The 21,111-nt window shown below is 60.2% G+C and carries 13 protein-coding genes; 6 read left to right on the top strand and 7 right to left on the bottom strand.

Translation table 11 applies throughout. From position 1 onward, the window contains the following. Positions 1–235: 235 nt before the first annotated feature. Together A8O26_RS12425 and A8O26_RS12420 are read left to right on the top strand one after the other, a co-directional pair. Complete coding sequence (locus A8O26_RS12425; RefSeq protein WP_064118262.1) at positions 236–2,317, top strand: putative bifunctional diguanylate cyclase/phosphodiesterase; 2,082 nt, start codon at positions 236–238, stop codon at positions 2,315–2,317. 181 nt (positions 2,318–2,498) lie between these two features. Continuing rightward, on the top strand, positions 2,499–3,245 hold the full coding sequence (locus A8O26_RS12420; protein ID WP_064118261.1) for an SDR family oxidoreductase: 747 nt from the start codon (positions 2,499–2,501) through the stop codon (positions 3,243–3,245). 134 nt (positions 3,246–3,379) lie between these two features. Here A8O26_RS12420 and mapR read toward each other — a convergent pair whose 3' ends face one another. The 3 genes from mapR to A8O26_RS12405 form a co-directional block, all read right to left on the bottom strand. Next, positions 3,380–4,789, bottom strand: a complete 1,410-nt coding sequence (mapR, locus tag A8O26_RS12415) for a GntR family transcriptional regulator MpaR (protein ID WP_008087199.1) — start codon at positions 4,787–4,789, stop codon at positions 3,380–3,382. A 384-nt stretch (positions 4,790–5,173) separates the two neighbouring features. Further along, positions 5,174–6,604: a cytochrome c oxidase accessory protein CcoG gene (gene ccoG, locus A8O26_RS12410; protein WP_064118260.1), complete on the bottom strand. Its 1,431-nt coding sequence runs from the start codon at positions 6,602–6,604 to the stop codon at positions 5,174–5,176. Positions 6,605–6,799: 195 nt separating this feature from the next. Continuing rightward, positions 6,800–7,048 (bottom strand): DUF3203 family protein, encoded by a 249-nt coding sequence (locus A8O26_RS12405; RefSeq protein ID WP_064118259.1) that lies wholly within the window; start codon positions 7,046–7,048, stop codon positions 6,800–6,802. A 126-nt stretch (positions 7,049–7,174) separates the two neighbouring features. Between A8O26_RS12405 and A8O26_RS12400 the strand changes: the two genes are divergently transcribed. Continuing rightward, a complete protein-coding gene (locus A8O26_RS12400) occupies positions 7,175–7,687 on the top strand; it encodes an MgtC/SapB family protein (RefSeq protein WP_064118258.1) in 513 nt (170 codons plus the stop codon). Positions 7,688–7,792: 105 nt separating this feature from the next. On the opposite strand, the gene A8O26_RS29945 is transcribed toward A8O26_RS12400, so the two are convergent. Continuing rightward, positions 7,793–7,951, bottom strand: a complete 159-nt coding sequence (locus tag A8O26_RS29945) for a hypothetical protein (protein WP_172828146.1) — start codon at positions 7,949–7,951, stop codon at positions 7,793–7,795. A 218-nt stretch (positions 7,952–8,169) separates the two neighbouring features. Here A8O26_RS29945 and A8O26_RS12390 point away from each other — a divergent pair, with 218 nt between their 5' ends. The 3 genes from A8O26_RS12390 to glgB all read left to right on the top strand — a co-directional run bounded on the left by A8O26_RS12390 (position 8,170) and on the right by glgB (position 15,909). After that, complete coding sequence (locus tag A8O26_RS12390; protein WP_064118256.1) at positions 8,170–10,164, top strand: alpha-1,4-glucan--maltose-1-phosphate maltosyltransferase; 1,995 nt, start codon at positions 8,170–8,172, stop codon at positions 10,162–10,164. Between the two features lie 169 nt (positions 10,165–10,333). Further along, on the top strand, positions 10,334–13,675 hold the full coding sequence (treS, locus tag A8O26_RS12385) for a maltose alpha-D-glucosyltransferase (protein ID WP_064118255.1): 3,342 nt from the start codon (positions 10,334–10,336) through the stop codon (positions 13,673–13,675). A 2-nt stretch (positions 13,676–13,677) separates the two neighbouring features. Continuing rightward, complete coding sequence (gene glgB, locus A8O26_RS12380) at positions 13,678–15,909, top strand: 1,4-alpha-glucan branching protein GlgB (RefSeq protein ID WP_064118254.1); 2,232 nt, start codon at positions 13,678–13,680, stop codon at positions 15,907–15,909. Positions 15,910–16,040: 131 nt separating this feature from the next. Here the strand turns inward: glgB and A8O26_RS12375 are convergent, their stop codons facing one another. From A8O26_RS12375 to A8O26_RS12365, 3 genes are all read right to left on the bottom strand, one after another. Continuing rightward, a complete protein-coding gene (locus tag A8O26_RS12375) occupies positions 16,041–17,108 on the bottom strand; it encodes an autotransporter domain-containing protein (protein ID WP_064118253.1) in 1,068 nt (355 codons plus the stop codon). 322 nt (positions 17,109–17,430) lie between these two features. After that, the gene (locus A8O26_RS12370) at positions 17,431–19,968 is read right to left on the bottom strand and encodes an autotransporter family protein (protein WP_064118252.1); all 2,538 of its coding nucleotides are present in this window, start codon (positions 19,966–19,968) and stop codon (positions 17,431–17,433) included. A 194-nt stretch (positions 19,969–20,162) separates the two neighbouring features. After that, positions 20,163–20,945 (bottom strand): endonuclease/exonuclease/phosphatase family protein, encoded by a 783-nt coding sequence (locus A8O26_RS12365; RefSeq protein ID WP_064118251.1) that lies wholly within the window; start codon positions 20,943–20,945, stop codon positions 20,163–20,165. Between the last annotated feature and the right edge of the window lie 166 nt (positions 20,946–21,111).

Genomic DNA, 21,111 nt, shown 5'->3' with positions numbered 1-21,111 from the left:
ACTTATTGTTTCGAATCGAAGGGCCTATTCGCGAGCAAGCTCGCTCCCACAGTAAGCGCGCCGGTTGCAGAAAGGCCCATTCCAGAGCCTTGCCGAACCACCGAACAAGCGTTTCATCGGGTTGATGGCAATTTGCTTACTTTGTCAGTGCGTTCTTCCGTGCAATCAGTACAATCGCCGCATTTGCCCGACCGAGAATGGACGCAATCCGCGTCGGGTGGCCACGAGAATGCTCATGCTCATCGGTAGTTATTCCTCCACCCTGGTTTTCATTTCGCTGTGTGTGGCGATCCTCGCTTCGTATACCGCGCTCGACCTCACCGGGCGCATCGCCACCGCCAAGGGGCGCGCAGTGCATTTCTGGACCGCGGGTGGTGCACTGGCCATGGGCGTCGGTGTCTGGTCGATGCACTTCATCGGCATGCTCGCCTTCAAACTGCCCATCGACCTCGGCTATGACGTCGGCATCACGGCGCTGTCGCTGTTGATCGCCGTACTGTCCTGCGGTTTTGCCTTGTGGCTGGTCAGTCAGCCGAAACTGCCGATTCTGCAACTGGCCTTTGGTGCGCTGATCATGGGCACGGGCATCAGCGCCATGCATTACACCGGCATGGCGGCGATGCGCATGACGCCCGGGATCGATTACGACCCGACCCTCTTCGGTGCCTCATTGCTGATCGCCGTCGGTGCCTCTGCCGCCGCGCTGTGGATTGCCTTTCGCCTGCGTCAGCATTCGCCCTATGTAAGGCTGATTCGTGGCGGCGCGGCGATCATCATGGGCGTCGCGATTGTCGGCATGCATTACACCGGCATGGCTGCCGCACAATTCCCTGATGGCAGTTTTTGTGGCGCTACGCTCAATGGTCTGAAGGGTAACGGCCTCGACAGTCTGGTGCTGATCACCACGTTGGCGGTGTTGTCGATTGCCTTGCTCACCTCGATTCTCGACGCACGTCTGGAGGCGCGCACCGCTGATCTGGCGCACTCGCTGACCGTGGCCAACCGCGAACTCACGCAACTGGCCCTGCACGACACCCTGACCGGCCTGCCGAACCGCATGCTGCTCGACGACCGGATCAATCAGGCGATGAAAAAGGTTCATGAGCAGGGCGGCTGTTTTGCCTTGATGTTCATCGACCTGGACGGCTTCAAACCGGTCAACGATGCCTTTGGCCATCACATGGGCGATCAGTTGTTGCGCGAAGTCGGGGTGCGTCTGCGTGAAGACTTGCGCAGCCTCGACACACTGGCGCGGATCGGTGGCGATGAATTCGTGTTGCTGGTGCGTCTGAGCGAACCCAATGATGCGCTGGGGCTGGCGGCGCGTCAGGTCGGCCTGATCGCGCAATCGTTCCGCGTCGCCGAGCATGACTTGCAGATATCCGCCAGCGTCGGCATCGCCCTGTATCCGGGCAATGGCCAGACCGCCCAGGAGTTGCTGATGAACGCCGACGCGGCGATGTATCACGCCAAGGGCGGCGGCAAAAACGGTTACAGCTTTTTCGATGCCTCGATGAACAACAACGCGCGCAAGCAGTTGCAGTTGTTGCAGGACCTGCGCGCGGCGCTGGAACACTGCCAGTTCAGCCTGCATTACCAACCGAAGTTCGACGCCGCCAATGGCCGTCCGGTCGGCGCTGAAGCGCTGTTGCGCTGGCAACACCCGGTGCACGGCATGCTGATGCCGGACAAATTCATCGACCTGGCCGAGAAGTCCGGTCTGATCATTCCGATCGGTGAATGGGTGCTCAACGAAGCCTGCCGGCAGATGCGCGAGTGGTTTGTCCTCGGTTATACCGATTGGCGCATCGCGGTGAACCTGTCGGCGTTGCAGTTCTGCCACACCGGGCTGGTGCGCAGCGTCGCCAAGGCTCTGGCCACGCACCACTTGCCGGCCAACAGCCTGACGCTGGAAATCACCGAAACCACGGCGATGAGCGATGCCGACGCGAGCATGACTGTGTTGCAGGAGTTGTCGGACATGGGCGTCGATCTGTCGATCGATGATTTCGGCACCGGCTATTCGAGCCTGATGTACCTCAAGCGTCTGCCGGCCAACGAGCTGAAAATCGACCGTGGCTTTGTCCGCGATCTGGAGCGCGACAGCGATGATGCCGCCATCGTTTCGGCGATTGTCGCGCTGGGGCAGGCGCTGGGTTTGCGAATTGTCGCCGAGGGTGTCGAGACCGATGTGCAACAGGATTTCCTGACGCAATTGGGTTGTGATTCGTTGCAGGGTTATCTGCTCGGGCATCCGATGCCGGCGGATAAATTCATGCAGGATATTGCACGGGGCGAGGCGCTGGCGGCGGTTTGATCGACCGCGTTATCGTTCTTCGCGAGCAGGCTCGCTCCCACATTTGGAATGCATACCCCCTGTGGGAGCGAGCCTGCTCGCGAAGGCGTCCGGCCAGACACAACAGACCTCATGCAAAACCCGCCAATGGCGGTTATTCTTCCCCCCGACTGTTACGTGTGCATTTGGGGGAAAGGCCAGCATGGATAAAGTCATTGTGATCACCGGCGGCGGGCGCGGGATTGGCGCCGCTACGGCGTTGTTGGCTGCCGAGCAAGGCTATCGGATCTGCATCAACTACCAGCAAGACGAACAAGCCGCACAAAGCGTGCTGGAGCAAGTTCGCGCATTGGGCGCTCAGGCCATCGCGGTGCGCGCCGACGTCAGCATCGAAGACGAAGTGATCGCGCTGTTCCACCGGGTCGACACCGAACTGGGTCGGGTCACCGCACTGGTGAATAACGCCGGCACCGTCGGACACAAGTCGCGGGTCGATGAAATGTCCGAATTCCGCATCCTCAAAATCATGAAAACCAACGTTCTGGCGCCGATCCTCTGCGCCAAGCATGCGATCCTGCGCATGTCGCCCAAGCACGGCGGGCAGGGCGGCAGCATCGTCAACGTGTCGTCGGTGGCCTCGCGGCTCGGCTCGCCCAATGAGTACGTCGACTACGCGGCGTCCAAAGGCGCGCTCGACACCTTCACCATCGGTTTGTCCAAGGAAGTGGCAGGCGAGGGGATTCGGGTCAACGCGGTGCGTCCGGGTTTCATCTACACCGACTTTCACGCGTTGAGCGGCGATCCGGATCGGGTCAGCAAACTCGAGTCAGCGATTCCGATGGCCCGTGGCGGGCGGCCGGATGAGGTGGCGGAGGCGATTGTCTGGTTGTTGTCGGACAAGGCTTCGTATGCGACCGGGACGTTTGTTGATTTGGGGGGTGGGCGTTAATCGCCTGGATTTGTTTCGATAACACCGCCCCCTTCGCGAGCAAGCTCGCTCCCACATTGGATGTGTGAATGACACAGAACCCATGTGGGAGCGAGCTTGCTCGCGAAGAGGCCAAAGCAAACACCATCAATCTGTCAGAACGACCGCACAATCCGCCCCAACGTCTCCATGGCCTTCTCCGAATCCTCGGTCCACGGGCTGCCGTAATTCAGGCGAATACAATTCCTGAAGCGCTGCGTCGGCGAGAATATCGGCCCCGGGGCGATGCTGATGCCCTGAGCCAGCGCCATCTGAAACAACTTCAACGAATCCATCTGCGGTGGCAATTCCAGCCACAAGAAGTAGCCGCCCGCCGGTTGGCTGACCCGCGTCTGCGCCGGGAAATAGCGGGCAATCGCGGCGAGCATCGCGCTTTGCTGCTCTTCGAGGGCGTAACGCAGTTTGCGCAGATGCCGATCGTAGCCGCCGTGTTGCAGATAGTCGGCAATCGCTGCCTGCGCCGGCATCGAGGCGCACAGCGAGGTCATCAGTTTCAGCCGTTCGATTTTCTGCGCATAACGCCCGGCGGCGACCCAGCCGATGCGGTAGCCGGGGGCCAGGCTTTTGGCGAACGAGCCGCAATGCATCACCAGACCTTCGGTGTCGAAGGCCTTGGCGGGTTTTGGCGCTTGCTGGCCGTAATAGAGTTCGGCGTAGACATCGTCTTCGATCAGCGGCACTTGGTGACGGCGCAGCAGTTCCACCAGTTCCTGCTTCTTCGCCTCGGGCATGGTCGCGCCCATCGGGTTCTGGAAACTGGTCATGCACCAGCACGCCTTGATCGGATGCCGCTCAAGGGTCTGCGCGAGCACGCCGAGGTCGATGCCGTCGCGCGGGTGCACGGGGATCTCCACGGCTTTGAGTTTCAGCCGTTCCAGCACTTGCAGGCTGGCGTAAAACGCCGGGGCTTCGATGGCCACCAGATCGCCAGGTTCGGTCACCGCTTGCAGGCACAGGTTCAGCGCTTCGAGGGCGCCGTTGGTGATCAACAGTTCTTCCATCGGCAGCATCAGGCCGCCGACCATGTAACGCAGGGCGATTTGCCGGCGCAATTGCGGGTTACCCGGCGACATGTCGGTGACGACCATGCGCGGGTCCATCTCGCGGGCGGCGCTGGCCAGTGAGCGCGACAGGCGTTGCAGCGGGAACAGCGTCGGGCTGGGAAATGCCGAGCCGAAGGGCACGGTGCTCGGGTCCTTGATCGATTCCAGCACCGAGAACACCAGTTCGCTGACGTCGACTTCGGTGGAGTCGTTGACGTGGCTGCTGATCACCGGCTCCGAAAACGGGCTCGGCGCGTGGGTGTTGACGAAGTAGCCGGAACGCGGCCGGGCGCGGATCAGGCCACGGCGTTCGAGCAGGTAGTAGGCCTGGAACACCGTGGATGGGCTGACGCCGTAGGTCTGGCTGGCGTAACGCACCGAAGGCACGCGCTGGCCGGGGCCGAGGACGCCGGAGCGGATCAGTTCAGCGATGTCGTCGGCGAATTTTTCGTAGCGTTTCATCGAGGAGCCTTGGTGCGGGTTGATGATGAGGTGTGTCAGGGGAACTGCCCCTCACCCTAGCCCTCTCCCAGAGGGAGAGGGGACTGATTGGGGGATGCTTGTGAACTACACCGACCTGAAATTGCTTCGCTGAATCCATAATCGACTCGGCCTGAAAGCGCTTTACTGAATCCATAATCGACTCGGCCTGAGAATGCTTTACTGAATCCATAATCGACTCGGCCTGAGAATGCTTTACTGAATCCATAATCGACTCGGCCTGAAAGTGCTTTACTGAATCCATAATCGACTCGGTCTCTCAGGTCGATGTACAGCGACAGACACCTCGGTCGGCTCCCTCTACCCCTGGGAGAGGGCTGGGGTGAGGGGCCGGATTCTAACGGCTCAGCGATTCATCGGCGCCACAAACCTGCTCTTCGCCACGCTATAAACCTCTGGCTCATCGCTGTCGGCGATCTTGAAACTCAAGGTCTGCGAGCTGCTGGTCGGGCGCTCCGTGGTCATCGCCACCGACACCGGCACATCGACAATTTCCCCCGGCGCCAGGCTCAGTTCGGTCTTGCCTTGCAGCTGGAAACCGTCGCCGTCGACCAGGCTCAGGTTGTAGTCCTGGCGTTGCTGGGTCTTGTTGATGACTTTCAGGCTGTAGATGTTCTCGATCTGGCCCTGACCGTTTTCCCGGAACAAACCACGGTCCTTGGTCACGTCCAGCGAGACCATCGGCCGCTCGACCAACGCCAATGCCAATGCGCCGATCATCGCCACCAGCACCACGGTGTAACCGATCAGGCGCGGGCGCAGCAGGTGCGTCTTGCCACCCTGCAATTCACGTTCGGAACTGTAGCGGATCAAACCGCGTGGGTAGTTCATTTTGTCCATGATCGAGTCGCAGGCGTCGATGCACGCCGCGCAGCCGATGCATTCCATCTGCAAGCCATCGCGAATGTCGATGCCGGTCGGGCAGACCTGCACGCACAAGTGACAGTCGATGCAATCGCCCAACCCGGCTTCAAGCGGTTTCACATCGCGTTTGCGCGGGCCACGGTGTTCGCCACGGGCCACGTCATATGAAATCGCCAGAGTGTCCTTGTCGAACATCACACTCTGGAACCGCGCATACGGGCACATGTGCATGCACACCGCTTCACGCAGCCAGCCGGCGTTGATGTAGGTGGCGGCGGTGAAAAACAGCACCCAGAACAGGCTGACACCACCGATTTGCAGGGTCAGTAGTTCCTCGGCCAGTGGCCGGATCGGCGTGAAGTAGCCGACGAAGGTCAGGCCGGTCATCACGCTGATCGCCAGCCACAAGGTGTGCTTGGCCGCACGTCGGGCCAGTTTGTTCAGCCCCCACGGCGCGGCTTGCAGTTTGATCCGCTGGTTGCGTTCGCCTTCGGTGATTTTTTCGCACCACATGAAGATCCATGTCCACGAACTCTGCGGGCAGGTGTAACCGCACCAGACCCGGCCGGCGAACACGGTGATGGCGAACAGGCCGAATGCGGCGATGATCAACAGCGCGGACAGCAGAATGAAATCCTGTGGCCAGAAGGTCGCACCGAAGATGTGGAATTTGCTTTCGGAAAGATCCCAGAGCACCGCCTGACGTCCGCCCCAGTTCAGCCACACGGTGCCGAAAAACAGCAAAAACAGAAAACCCGCGCCGCTCATGCGCAGGGTGCGGAACAGGCCAGTGAAGCTGCGGGTGTGGATCTGGTTGTCGCTGGATTTGGCCGTCGCCTTCATTGGGCGTGCGGGCACACTCTTTATAGTGGGCGTTGCTTCTACGGTTCGGACGGGGATTTGTTCGCTCATGGTTAGTCGCTCATCAGCCTCCATCAGGCCAATGCACTATGAGCGCCGATCTGTTTGCATAACAGACTCAGGTATTTCAATAAAAAGCGGATCAGATGCGATTTTCAGCAGCGCCTGCGACAACTTGAAGCAGCCCGCAGATAAAGGCGCAAACGCCTATCGCAGACGTTTGCGCGGGGTGTTGATCAAGGTCAGTCAAATCACCGAATCACTCTCGTCGGCCTTCAAATGCTTGCGACCGTCCCTGGCGCCTGCAACGGTCAGCGCGTCGGCTTCTGCTTCGGTGACGTAGACGCGCCTGCCTTCGATTTCCACGAAGGACATGGCTTTGTCGCTATCGGTTTTGACTTCCAGAGTGTCGCAAATGCGAATTTCCTCGCCATTCTCGACAGTGAAAAAACACACTTTTTGCTCGGGATTGGATTCATCGACTCGAAGAGGCATGGGAGCAGTCCTTTTTTCAGGGAGGTCTGCAAGGTTAGGGCGCACGCGTCGACGATCGTTCTGCGCAACCGATTAATGGTCGCCGTTGTCCATCGTCTATCGAGCCAAAACAACAAGGACTGCACGATGAACGCGTGGTGGCATGAAGTGTGGGAAACCCTGCAAACAGAATTCGCCGACATCGGCGATGCCTCGCAATTGACCCGGATCACTGTGCGCCTGCTCATGGCGGCGGTGCTCGGCGGCATTCTCGGTTTTGAACGCGAGCACAAAGGCAAGGCTGCCGGGGTGCGCACGCATATGCTGGTGGCGCTCGGGGCGGCGCTGTTTGTGCTGGTGCCGCAGACCTCGGGGGCGGAATCGAATGCGATGAGTCGGGTGTTGCAGGGGGTGATCGCCGGGATCGGCTTTCTGGGGGCTGGCACAATCCTGAAAAACCCTGAAGGTGACGAAGGCCATGTCAAAGGCCTGACCACTGCAGCGGGGCTTTGGATGACGGCGGCCATCGGTGTGGCAGCAGGGTTGGGCAAAGAGGCGACGGCGTTGCTCAGTACCTTGCTGGCACTGGCGATCTTCAGCGTGATGCCGCGCATCGTGAAGCTCTTCGAAAGTAAAGAGCAGAAGACGGATGACCACTGAATGATCGTTGTGGGAGCCAGCCTGCTGGCGATGGCGGCGCATCAGACGATGCAGCGGTTGACTGACCTGGCCTCATCGCTTGCAGGCAAGCTCCCACACTTTCAGTTACACGATAACGGGGGGCATCGTGCTCGGCGGTTCTTCTTTGGGCGGTGGCGTGGTACCCGGCGGCTCCTGCTCGGGGATCGGTTGCGGTTCCGTCTCGGGCAGGGTGGGTTTGTCGATGTTCGGATCGGGCGTTTCCGCCGGGATCGGGATAGTCATCTGATGACCTCCGTGTGGCACATGGCGTGAGAAGTGCTTAAGTGAGTTGACCACCTCGTGCGCCATTCGATCCGCTTTTCTGACACGACAATTTCATCTGAACTTTTCCCCGCGGCGGTCGCTCGGAACCTAAGTGAGTTCATTCCGGGGCAGGCGCTGCGTTGCGAACACTGACCCCGGCACAAGAGCGTCCTTTGGGCGTTAAGGAGAGATGCTCAATGACTGCTGAAAAACCCTCTGAACTGAGCTACAACCCGCACATGCCGCTGTCGCAGGCGTTGCTGTTGCCGCGCATCGCCATCGAAAACACCATGCCGACCCTGGATGGCGGGCAGTTCGCGGTGAAGTCGATCGCCGGCCGCGACGTCGTGGTGACCAGCAAGGTGTTTGCCGACGGTCACGACAAACTCGCAGTGCGCATTCGCTGGCGTGAAGAAGGCGAAGAGACCTGGCAAAGCGAGGTCATGTCCGACCAGGGCAATAATGGTTGGCAAGGACAGTTCCGTCCCGAGCATCAGGGCCGTTTTCTGTATTGCATCGAGGCGTGGATCGACCATTTCGCCAGTTTTCAGTATGAACTGGAGAAGAAACACACCGCCGCCGTACCGGTTTCGCTAGAGCTACAAGAAGGCCGAACGATGGTGCAACAGGCCGCCGAACGCAGCGAAGGTCAGCTCAGCGAGCAATTGGCCGCGTTGCACCACGAACTGTCCGGGTTGCTCGAAACCGAGCAGGTCGCGCTGTTTCTGCACTCGCGCAGTGCGCAGTTGATGGCGCAGGCCGATCACCGCGCTTACCTGAGCGTGAGTGCCGAGTTCCCCATGGACGTCGAGCGTGAACTGGCCGAGTTCGCCAGTTGGTATGAACTGTTTCCGCGCTCGATCACCGACGATCCGCACCGTCACGGCACCTTTAATGATGTGCACGCGCGCCTGCCGATGATTCAGGACATGGGTTTCGACGTGCTGTACTTCACGCCGATCCACCCGATCGGCCGCGCCCATCGCAAGGGCCGCAACAATTCCCTGACGGCGGGGCCGGAGGATCCGGGCAGTCCTTATGCGATCGGCAGCGAGGAGGGTGGCCACGAGGCGATTCACTCGCAACTCGGCACTCGCGAAGACTTCCGGCGACTGGTCGCGGCGGCCGCTGATCATGGCCTGGAGATCGCCCTCGATTTCGCCATTCAGTGCTCCCAGGATCACCCGTGGCTCAAGCAGCACCCGGGCTGGTTCAACTGGCGGCCGGACGGCACGATTAAATACGCGGAAAACCCGCCGAAGAAATATCAGGACATCGTCAACGTCGACTTCTACGCGCCGGAAGCGATTCCGAGCCTGTGGGTCGAGCTGCGTAACATCGTCATCGGCTGGGTTGAGGAAGGCGTGAAGATTTTCCGTGTCGACAACCCGCACACCAAGCCGCTGCCGTTCTGGCAATGGCTGATTGCCGACGTTCGCGCGCTGTACCCGGAAGTGATCTTCCTCGCCGAAGCCTTCACCACACCGGCGATGATGGCGCGCCTCGGCAAGGTCGGTTACACGCAGAGCTACACCTATTTCACCTGGCGCAATAGCAAGGCTGAGCTGGCGACGTATTTCACTGAACTGAATGAATCGCCATGGCGCGAGTGCTACCGGCCGAACTTCTTCGTCAATACACCGGACATCAACCCGCCATTCCTGCATGAATCGGGACGCCCGGGCTTCTTGATTCGCGCAGCGCTGGCGACCATGGGCTCGGGGTTGTGGGGCATGTATTCGGGTTATGAACTGTGCGAGTCGGCGCCGGTGCCGGGCAAAGAGGAATACCTCGATTCGGAGAAATACGAAATCCGCGTCCGCGACTTCACCGCGCCCGGCAACATCATTGCCGAGATCGCCCAGCTCAACCGCATCCGCCGGCAGAACCCGGCGCTGCACACGCATCTGGGGCTGAAGGTCTACAACGCCTGGAACGACAACATTCTGTATTTCGGCAAGCGCAGCTTTGACGGCAGCAACTTCATTCTGGTCGCGGTCAGCCTTGATCCGCATAACGTGCAGGAAGCGAATTTCGAACTGCCGCTGTGGGAAATGGGCCTGCCGGATGACGCGACAACCCATGGCGAAGACTTGATGAACGGGCATCGCTGGGACTGGCATGGCAAGTATCAGTTCATGCGCCTGGACCCGGCGTACCAGCCGTTTGGAATCTGGCGAATCACTGCCTGAACACAGAACCCCTGTGGGAGCGAGCCTGCTCGCGAAAGCAATTTGGCAGGCGACACTTTTGCTGAATGTTAATCCGCATTCGCGAGCAGGCTCGCTCCCACAGGTTGCTCATTGAATTGGAGTCAGGTGATCGGCTCACGTTTTTTCTAGAATTGAACAGGAGTTTCACATGGCGAAGAAACCCACAGCAGCCACCTTCATCAAAGACCCGCTCTGGTACAAGGATGCGGTGATTTATCAAGTTCACGTCAAATCGTTTTTCGACTCTAACAATGACGGGATCGGCGACTTTCCCGGCCTGATCGCCAAACTCGATTACATCGCCGACCTCGGCGTCAACACCATCTGGCTGTTGCCGTTCTACCCCTCGCCACGTCGCGACGACGGCTACGACATTGCCGAATACCGTGGCGTGCACAGCGATTACGGGACCATGGCCGACGCCAGGCGCTTTATCGCCGAGGCGCACAAACGCGGCCTGCGGGTGATCACCGAGCTGGTCATCAACCACACCTCCGACCAGCATCCGTGGTTTCAGCGTGCGCGCAAGGCCAAGCCGGGTTCGGCGGCCCGCGACTTCTATGTGTGGTCGGATGACGATCAGAAGTACGACGGCACCCGAATCATTTTTCTCGACACGGAAAAATCCAACTGGACCTGGGACCCGGTCGCCGGCCAATACTTCTGGCACCGTTTTTATTCGCACCAACCCGACCTGAACTTCGACAACCCACAAGTGATGAAAGCCGTCCTGTCGGTGATGCGTTACTGGCTGGACATGGGCATCGACGGCCTGCGCCTCGATGCGATTCCGTACCTGATCGAGCGCGACGGCACCAACAACGAAAACCTGCCCGAGACCCACGACGTCCTCAAGCAGATCCGCGCGGAAATCGACGCCAATTATCCCGACCGCATGCTGCTGGCCGAGGCCAACCAATGGCCGGAAGACACTCAGCTGTATTTCGGTGATACCGATGCCGCGGGCCTCAACGGTGACGAATGTCACATGGCCTTTCACTTCCCGCTGATGCCGCGCATGTACATGGCGCTGGCCCAGGAAGATCGCTTCCCGATCACCGACATTCTGCGCCAGACCCCGGAAATTCCCGCCAACTGCCAATGGGCGATTTTCCTGCGCAACCACGATGAGCTGACGCTGGAGATGGTCACCGACAAAGAACGTGACTATCTATGGAATTACTACGCGGCTGACCGGCGCGCGCGGATCAACCTCGGTATTCGTCGACGTCTGGCGCCGTTGATGGAGCGTGACCGTCGTCGCGTCGAGTTGCTCAACAGCCTGTTGTTGTCGATGCCAGGCACGCCGACTCTGTATTACGGCGATGAAATCGGCATGGGCGACAACATCTACCTCGGCGACCGTGACGGCGTACGCACGCCGATGCAGTGGTCGATCGACCGCAATGGCGGCTTCTCCCGCGCCGATCCGGCGAGCCTGGTGCTGCCACCGATCATGGACCCGCAATACGGTTACCTGTCGGTCAACGTCGAAACCCAGGCCGGCGACCCGCATTCATTGCTCAACTGGACGCGACGCATGCTCGCCGTGCGTAAACAGTCGAAGGCGTTTGGTCGAGGCACGTTGAAAATGCTCTCGCCGAGCAACCGGCGGATTCTCGCTTACACCCGCGAATTCACCGACGCCGACGGCAAGCATGAAATCATTCTGTGCGTGGCCAACGTGTCGCGCAGCGCGCAAGCGGCGGAGCTGGATTTGTCGGCGTACGTCGGCATGGTCCCGGTGGAGATGCTCGGCGGTAATGCTTTTCCGCCGATCGGCCAGTTGAATTTCCTCCTGACGTTGGCGCCGTACGGTTTCTATTGGTTTGCGCTGGCCAGCGAAAACCAGATGCCGAGCTGGCACGTTGAGCCGGCACAGAGCCTGCCGGACTTCACCACGCTGGTGCTGAAAAAACGCATGGAAGAGCTGCTCGAGGCGCCGTCCCGCAATACGCTGGAGCAGAACATTCTGCCGAGCTGGTTGCAGAACCGTCGCTGGTTCGCCGGCAAGGACGCGGCCATCGAAAAAGTCCATCTGGCTTATGGCGTGCGCTTCGGCGATGCGCAGCATCCGGTGCTGCTCAGCGAAATCGAAGTCACCAGCGCCGGGCAGACCAGTCGCTATCAACTGCCGTTCGGCTTCATTGCCGAAGACCAGGTTGGCCCGGCATTGCCGCAGCAATTGGCCTTGTCGCGTGTACGCCGGGTACGACAGGTCGGTTTGATCACTGACGCGTTCAGCCTCGAAGCGTTTATCCGCGCGGTGCTGCAAGGCATGCAGAACAACACCGTGCTGGAATCCACTGACGGCGAAATCCGCTTTGCGCCGACGCCGCAGCTGGAAAAACTCGGCCTCGGCGCCGAGTCGGAAGTGCGCTATCTGTCCGCCGAGCAATCGAACAGTTCGGTGGTGATCGGCAACAGTCTGGTGCTCAAGCTGATACGTAAAGTCGCTTCTGGCGTACACCCGGAACTGGAGATGAGCGCTTACCTGACCGAGGCCGGGTTTGCCAATATCTCCCCGCTGCTCGGGTCGGTGATCCGCCGCGACATCAAGGGCGAAGACAATCTGCTGATGATCGCCCAAGGCTATCTGAGCAATCAGGGCGACGCCTGGGAATGGACGCAGAACAACCTCGAACGGGCGCTGCGTGATGAACTGGCCGATGCCATGTCCGAGCAGGAACAGCATTACAACGCACTGGGTGAGCTGAAGGATTTTGCCGGCATGCTCGGTCAGCGTCTGGGTGAGATGCACAAAGTGCTGGCCGCACCCACCGACAACCCCGACTTCAAGCCGCAAGTGTCGACGGCCAAGGATGCGCAGACGGCGGGCAAAGATGTTGCCGCACAGGTCGAGCACGCACTGAAGTTGCTCAAACAGCATCAGGGCGAACTCAGCGCGGCGGATCAGAAACTGGTGAAACGGCTGGTCGACGAGCAGAAAACCATCCTTGCCCACGTGCAGGATCTGGCGAAAAAAGCCGTCGGCGGTTTGCGCATTCGTGTGCATGGCGACCTGCATTTGGGTCAGGTGCTGGTGATCAAGGGCGATGCTTACCTGATCGACTTCGAAGGCGAGCCGGCGCGGCCACTGAGCGAGCGCCGTGGCAAACACAGTCCGTACAAGGACGTCAGCGGCGTGCTGCGCTCCTTTGATTACGCGGCGGCGATGACCATCAACGTGCACAACGTCGATCACAGCGCCGAGTCCGAAGCGGCGCGCCATCGGGTGGCCGAACGTTATTTGCGTGAAGCACGTGAGGCATTTGTGCAGGCATATCGCCAAGCGGCAGCTAGTCTTGATCATGCCTGGCAAGATCCTGAAGGTGCCGACGCCGCGCTGGCGTTGTTCGGCCTGGAGAAGGCCGCTTATGAAGTGGCCTATGAAGCCGAAAACCGCCCTACGTGGCTGCCCGTACCGTTACACGGTTTGTACGGGTTATTGACGGGGCTTAAACCCTTTTCCGATCTTGGTGGAGAGTAGTCATGAGTTTCTCGAACAAGGAACAGGGTCCGGCTAAAGAGGCATTGCTGCCGGCGGCGAAGGATATCGACGCCCTGGTGCGCGCCGAACATCACGACCCGTTTTCCATTCTCGGCCCCCACGGCGACGGCGCCGGCGGGCAGTTCATTCGCGCCTATTTACCCGGTGCATTAAGTGTCGTGGTGCTGGACAAGGACTCGGGTGAAGAGCGCGGCCCGTTGCAGCAGACCGAAACCCCGGGATTGTTCGTCGGCCATTTCGATCAGGCGCGGCCGTATCAGCTGCGCACGCGTTGGGCCGGTGGCGAGCAGGTTGCCGAGGACCCTTACAGCTTCGGCCAGTTGCTCGGTGAAATGGATTTGTATCTGTTCGCCGAGGGCAATCACCGTGACCTCAGCGCCTGCCTTGGCGCGCAACTGAAAACCGTTGATGGCGTCGACGGTGTGCGCTTCGCGGTGTGGGCGCCGAACGCCCGGCGGGTCTCGGTGGTCGGTGACTTCAACGTCTGGGACGGGCGCCGGCATCCGATGCGTTTGCGTCATCCATCCGGTGTCTGGGAGTTGTTCATTCCGCGCCTGCAAGCGGGTGAGTTGTACAAATATGAAATTCTTGGCGCCCACGGGATTCTGCCGTTGAAGGCGGACCCGATGGCACTGGCCACCAGCCTGCCGCCGGACACCGCGTCGAAAGTCGCCACGCCGTTGCAAATCGACTGGCAGGATCAGGACTGGATGAGCAGCCGTCGTGAACGGCAGAAACATTCGGCGCCGCTGTCGATCTACGAACTGCACGCCGGTTCCTGGCAGTGCGAATTGGATGATCTGGGCGAAGTCGCCCGTCAGTACACTTGGCCGGAGTTGGCCGAGCGGCTGATTCCGTACGTCAAGGAACTGGGTTTCACTCACATCGAACTGATGCCGATCATGGAGCACCCGTTCGGTGGCTCTTGGGGTTATCAGCTGCTGTCGCAGTTCGCGCCGAGCGCGCGGTACGGCTCGCCGGCGCAGTTTGCTGAATTCGTCGACGCCTGCCACCGGGCCGAGATCGGCGTAATCCTCGACTGGGTGCCGGCGCATTTCCCGACCGATGCTCACGGTCTGGCGCAGTTCGACGGCACCGCGCTGTACGAATACGGCAACCCGCTGGAAGGTTTTCATCAGGACTGGGACACGCTGATCTACAACCTCGGGCGCACCGAAGTGCATGGCTACATGCTCGCTTCCGGGCTGCATTGGTTGAAGCATTTCCATGTCGACGGTTTGCGCGTCGATGCGGTGGCCTCGATGCTGTATCGCGACTATTCGCGCAAGGCTGGCGAATGGGTGCCAAACCGTCACGGCGGCCGCGAGAATCTCGAAGCCATCGACTTCCTCCGGCACTTGAACGACGTGGTCGAACTGGAAGCGCCGGGCGCGCTGGTCATCGCCGAAGAATCCACCGCGTGGCCCGGCGTCAGCCAGAGCACCCAGCAGGGCGGACTCGGCTTTGCCTACAAATGGAACATGGGCTGGATGCACGATTCGCTGCATTACATTCAGCAGGATCCGGTGTACCGCGCGCACCATCACAACGAGTTGAGTTTTGGTCTGGTCTACGCCTGGTCCGAGCGTTTCATCCTGCCGATCTCCCACGACGAAGTGGTGCACGGCAAACATTCGCTGATCGACAAGATGCCCGGCGATCGCTGGCAGAAATTCGCCAACCTGCGCGCTTACCTGAGTTTCATGTGGACCCACCCGGGCAAGAAGCTGTTGTTCATGGGCTGCGAGTTTGGTCAGTGGCGCGAGTGGAATCACGATCAGCAACTGGATTGGTATCTGTTGCAGTATTCCGAGCACAAAGGCGTGCAGAAACTGGTCGGCGACCTCAATCGGCTGTATCGCCAAGAGCCGGCACTGCACGATCAGGACGACGCACCGCAGGGCTTTCAGTGGTTGATCGGCGATGATGCGATCAACAGCGTTTACGCGTGGTTGCGCTGGAGCAAGGAGGGTAAGCCGGTGCTGGTGGTGGCCAACTTCACGCCGGTGCCGCGTCAGGCCTATCGCGTCGGCGTACCGTTCGCCGGGCGCTGGACTGAATTGCTCAACAGCGATGCCGACACCTATGCCGGTTCCAATTACGGCAATGGCGGCGGGGCGTTTACCGAGGAAGTGCCGAGCCATGGTCAGTCATTGTCGCTGGAGCTGAATCTGCCGCCGTTGGCGGTGTTGATCCTCAAGCCGGAGGGTTGATCCAAGGCACAGTAAAACCTGTGGGAGCGAGCTTGCTCGCGAAGGCGGTTTGTCAGTCAACGATGATGTTGAATGCTCAACCGCTTTCGCGAGCAAGCTCGCTCCCACAGGGATCTTCGGTAACCTGACGCTCACCAACGCATCCGCACCCCCAGGCTGCCAATAATCCCGTTCAAATCATTGTCATCGACATCACTGCTGTAATCCGCGCTCACATACAGGCTCACCGCCGGCGTCACCCGCGCCACCAAACCCAGGCCCAGCTCCACGGTCGAGGATTTGCGGCTGCTGCTGATCTTGTCGACCTGATCCAGTGTCACCGTGCTGCCGGTGTACACCGTGTGCCAGAGGTTGGTGCGCACGTAGGGTTCGACCGGCAGACCGTTCAAGTCATAACTGCCTTTCAAACGTGCACCGACACGGCCGCTCCATGCGCTCAGGTCGGTCGACGAGGCGTTGCCGGAGCCGGCGTACGGCGTATCGACGGTAATCCGCTGGTTGATCAATTGCGCCTGCGGTTCGACCACCCAGTTCTCACTCAAGCCAATCGGATAACCACCCTCCACCGAGAAGGTCAGCGCGCTGCCTTCGGTGGCTTGCCGGGCGCCTTGTTCGTTGCGGCTGAAACCGCTGACCCGGCCACCGCTGGCCGACAGATCGACATGCCAGCCCTGAGCACCGATCAGGCTGTAATAAGCGCCAAGGCTCTGGCCCTGCAAGTTCAGGGTGTCGCGGGTCGGGTCGGCGAGGCCGCGGGTAGTGATCAGGCCGTTGCCGTTTGCCTGAATCTGGTTGAGGCCGCCAATCAAACCGATCTTCTGGGTATGGCTGGCGCTTTGCAGTGTGAGCACCGCCGGACCTTTGAAATCGCCGCTGCCCGGTGTGGCGAAACCCGAGGACAGCACATCGGTTTGCGCCTGACGCGCGCTGCGCCCATACAACTCATCCCACGCCGAAGGCGCGAGGTCTTCGGTGATCAGCCGTGTGCCTTGCAGATCCGGACGCGGACTGAAGCGCTGCGGTTCTGGCGTGATGACGGTAGTGGGCAGGGTCATCACCGGCACATCCGCGCGATACCAAGGCGTGGTTTCATCCGCCGCAGGACCGGCCTGCGCCTCCATGGATGAGCACAGCAAGATAGAACTCGACACTGTGCAGAAAGTGATTTTGATCTCGTGTGGGGTGAATGAGGTTTTCATGGAGGTCTACCTTGCAGGCGCATGCATTCTCTCTGTGTGGCGTCTCTCCTACCCCGAACGAGGGGCGACCGAATGGAGCGGGGCGAACCGTGGCCGCTCGATTTCGCGAGTGTCCGAAGGCTCGCCCCGGGCAGTGATTCCGGGGGTAGTAAGGTAGAGATAAGAAGAGCGGTGCCCGCCCGTCAAGAAATTGAACGATGAGCGGTCACCGCAAATCACGCTTTGCAAGCGTTTGTTTTTCTGCACATAACTAAGTGGTTGTTTGTATGGAAAAACGCGACGTAAGCCCCAAGGTAGAAAGCTTCCATTGCCGACAGAAGGTCTACCAGCTCACCCGAATCCCCAGATTGCCCACCACGCCGCGCACGTCGTTACTGTCAATATTGCTGCTGTAATCAGTACTCGCGTACACACTGACGGCGCGGTCCAGGGTCAACACGACGCCGAGGCCAATGTCCGCGGTCGAGGATTTCTGTTCGGTAGTGATCACATCACTGTCGCCAAACGTCACCGAATCAGTGCCGGAAAAGGTCTTCCACAGATTGGCGCGCAGATAGGGTTCCACGGGCAGCCCGCTGAGCTGATAACGGCCCTTGAGGCGCGCGCCGAGTCGACCGGTCCACGCACCGTCGGAATCGAACGACACTTTGGAGACGCCGTCGTCCTGGCTGTCGAGGGAGATTTTCTGGTGGATGATCTGCGCCTGTGGCTCGATCACCCAGGTGTCATTAATTGGCAACGGATAACCGGCTTCTGCCGACAACGTCAGGGCATGCCCGCGATTGTCGAGTTTGACTCCTCGATCGGAATGGTTGTCGCCGTCGAAACGGGTGCCCATCACCACCGTATCGAGGTAGCCGCCGTGCGGATCTGTCAGCGTCCAGTACAGGCCGTAGCTGTCGCCCTCGAGTTTGATCTTGCCGGCGCTGTTGTGCTGGAAGCCCTCATTGAACCCATCGACGTCACCTTGCAAGCGGCTGTGACCGACAAAGAACCCGACGCGTTGGGTCTGGCCGCCGGAGGTCTGCGAGCTGTACAGATCATTGCCGACCTGAAAGCCGTTGAGTGAGCCGTCCAGGCGCGGGGTGACCGTGCCGGCCCAGCTCTGCTCGAGATTCTTGCCATAGACACGCCCCCAGCCGGCGCTGAATGCACCGGTTTCCGTCAGCAGACGCTGATCGCCCTGGCGATCGTGAAAGGTCCCCAGCGCGTTGAGCGTCAGTTGCGCCGCCGCGGGCGGCAACACTGACCAGGTCGGTACTTCCGGGCGGTACAGCGCAATCGGCTCGGCGCCCGCGATGGCGGCTGGCAGCACCGGCAGCGTGGGCAGCGTCGGCGCGGGTTGCCCCGCTGATGCGGCGATCGGTGTGATCGCCGCCACGACCGGTGTCGCGACCACGGGCACGAGCTGCGGCGGCAACGTCGGGTCAGGGTTCGGCACGCTGACGACCTGCGGTGCGACCACGGCCGAGCGCAAATACCAACTGTTTTCAGTGCCAGCCGTGACGCCGCCCTTGAACAGGTAGTAGTCATAAGCGCCGGCCGATACCGGTGCGCTCAGGGTAAAGGCGTTGTCGGTCGTCACCGTGCTGCCTTGCGCCTGCACCAGTTGGATACCGTTGACCTGAGTCAGCCCACCCGGCCCGCCGAGGTTGCTGACGCTTATCACCGTGGCGCCGCTGAGGCTGCCATTGTTGACCACCAGTTTGTCGCTCGGCGAATCATCGCCGCCGACCACGCTTTGCAACAGCAACTGACCGCTGTTACCAACGTAGTTGCCCTGCACGGTCAGGGTGTCGTCGCTGCGGCTGTTGTTGCGGGTCAGGTCGATGATCCCGGCGTTGTTGAGTGTCACCGCTTGACCGGCCACGGCAGAAGTGACCGCGCCTTGGGTGGCGAACAGCGCACTGCTGGCGTCGATGTTCAACACACCCGTGCCGCTGCCAGCATCACCGAGTGTCAAACGGGACGAGCCCAGATCCAGCTGCGAACCGTTGCTGAGGCTGACGCTTTCCCAATTGATAAAACGCGCGGGCAGGGCGGTGCGGCTGTTGTCGAAGGTCAGGGTATCGGTGCCGACGCCGCCATCGACGCTCGGTGTCAGCGCGAGAATGCTGTCGTCGAGATTGCGCAAGGTGGCGCTGTCATTGCCGACGTCCATCAGGATTGCCGAACGGATAATGCCGCCGCCGTCCCACAACAAACGGTCATCACCGACACTGGCGCGAATCTCGCCGACGATGTCCCCGCCGGTCACAGTGATGCTGTCGTTACCGCCGCTGACACTGATGTTGCCACCGATGCGACCGCCGGAAACGATGATGATGTCGGTGCCAAAACCGGTGACCAGATTGCCGAGAATCTGCCCGCCCGACAGGTCGAAAATATTGTTGTCGAGCTTCATATCGACCCGGCCGATGGTGCCTCCGGTCATGCGTGCCACGTCACCGTCCTCGAAGGCCGCGACGATGGTGCCACCGGTCATTAAAAAGGTGTCGCGCCCGTCGCCTTGGGCGAGAAAACCCAGCGTGCCTGCGGTCATGACGAAATCATCGACGCCCGCACCTTGGTTGACTGCACCCGTGATAACACCTGAATTGATCTCGACCCGGTCAGCGCCGGCGCCAAAGCTCACGCTGCCGTTGATCTGGCCGCTGCCGTTGGCCGGGAGGGTCAGGCTGTTGTTACCTGAGAGGTCGGTCAACGGGCCGCTGCTGCCACTGTCACAGCTGAACGCGTCGTTGCCGGGGCCGGGCGTCAACACGCAACTCGACCAGGCCGGCGGGCTGGCGAGCAGTACGAGGGAGGCGGGCAAAATAAAACGGCGAGGTAAAACCCTCAGAGATCGAATAGAGCGCATCGTTGCAAATTCCCGTGCAGGTAGGGGAATTCATCCTTGAACGGGTGCGTGATCTAAAAACCTCTGAAGCTAATCAACTACGTGAGATCTGAACCCTAACGTTTTGAAGTGCCAATCCTTCAGCTCTATTAGGTGTAGAAGGTATTTGCGCCTCTGGACATAACGACTGACGAGCGGTCCCGCGTAACACGTCGCTAAAGATGCACTTCCACCGCCAACGGCAGGTGATCGGACAAATGCGTCCACGGCTTGTTGCCAAGGATTCGCGGGTCATGACTGCTGGCGTTGCGCAGATAAATGCGGTCCAGGCGCAGCAACGGAAACCTCGCCGGATAGGTCTTGGCCGGGCGCCCATGATGACGCTCGAAAGCCTCATGCAAGTAATCGCGACGGGCGAGGGCGGCGTTGCCCTGCAATTGCCAGTCATTGAAGTCACCGGCAATGATCACCGGAGCATCTTCGGGTAACGATTCGAGCAACTGACAGAGCAATTGCAACTGCAATTGGCGATGACTTTCCAACAAACTCAAGTGCACACAAATCGCATGCACTTCGGCGTGCCCTGGCACATCCAGCACGCAGTGCAGCAAGCCTCGGCGCTCGGGGCCGGTGATCGAAACGTCGAGGTTACGGTATTCGCGAATCGGGTATTTCGACAGCAAGGCATTACCGTGATGGCCGTCGGGATACACCGCGTTACGCCCGTAGGCAAAGTCGCTCCACATGCTGTCGGCAAGGAACTCGTACTGCGAGGTTTGCGGCCATTCGTTGTAGCGGCTGGAATGGCGTTCGTGTTCGCCCACCACTTCTTGCAGAAACACCAGATCCGCCGAGGTACTGCGCACCGCTTCGCGCAGTTCCGGGAGGATGAAACGCCGATTCAGCGCGGTAAAGCCTTTGTGAGTATTGACCGTCAGCACCCGCAGGCGATGAATGACGGGTGCGTCGACAACGTGACGCTTGGGATCGCTGGACACGTTCGCTCCTATGAATCCTGTCTGCTTAATCATGCGACTGACGGGGAGGGGCGGCAGTTCCTTCTGATCCACCCACATGGCCCAGTGTAGGAGTGAGCCTGCTCGCGATAGCAGTGTCCCAATCAACATATTCATTAACTGATACACCGCCTTCGCGAGCAGGCTC

Source organism: Pseudomonas fluorescens (assembly GCF_001648775.1).
GTDB classification, from domain to species: domain Bacteria; phylum Pseudomonadota; class Gammaproteobacteria; order Pseudomonadales; family Pseudomonadaceae; genus Aquipseudomonas; species Aquipseudomonas fluorescens_M.
This window is presented reverse-complemented; position numbering and strand designations above follow the sequence as displayed.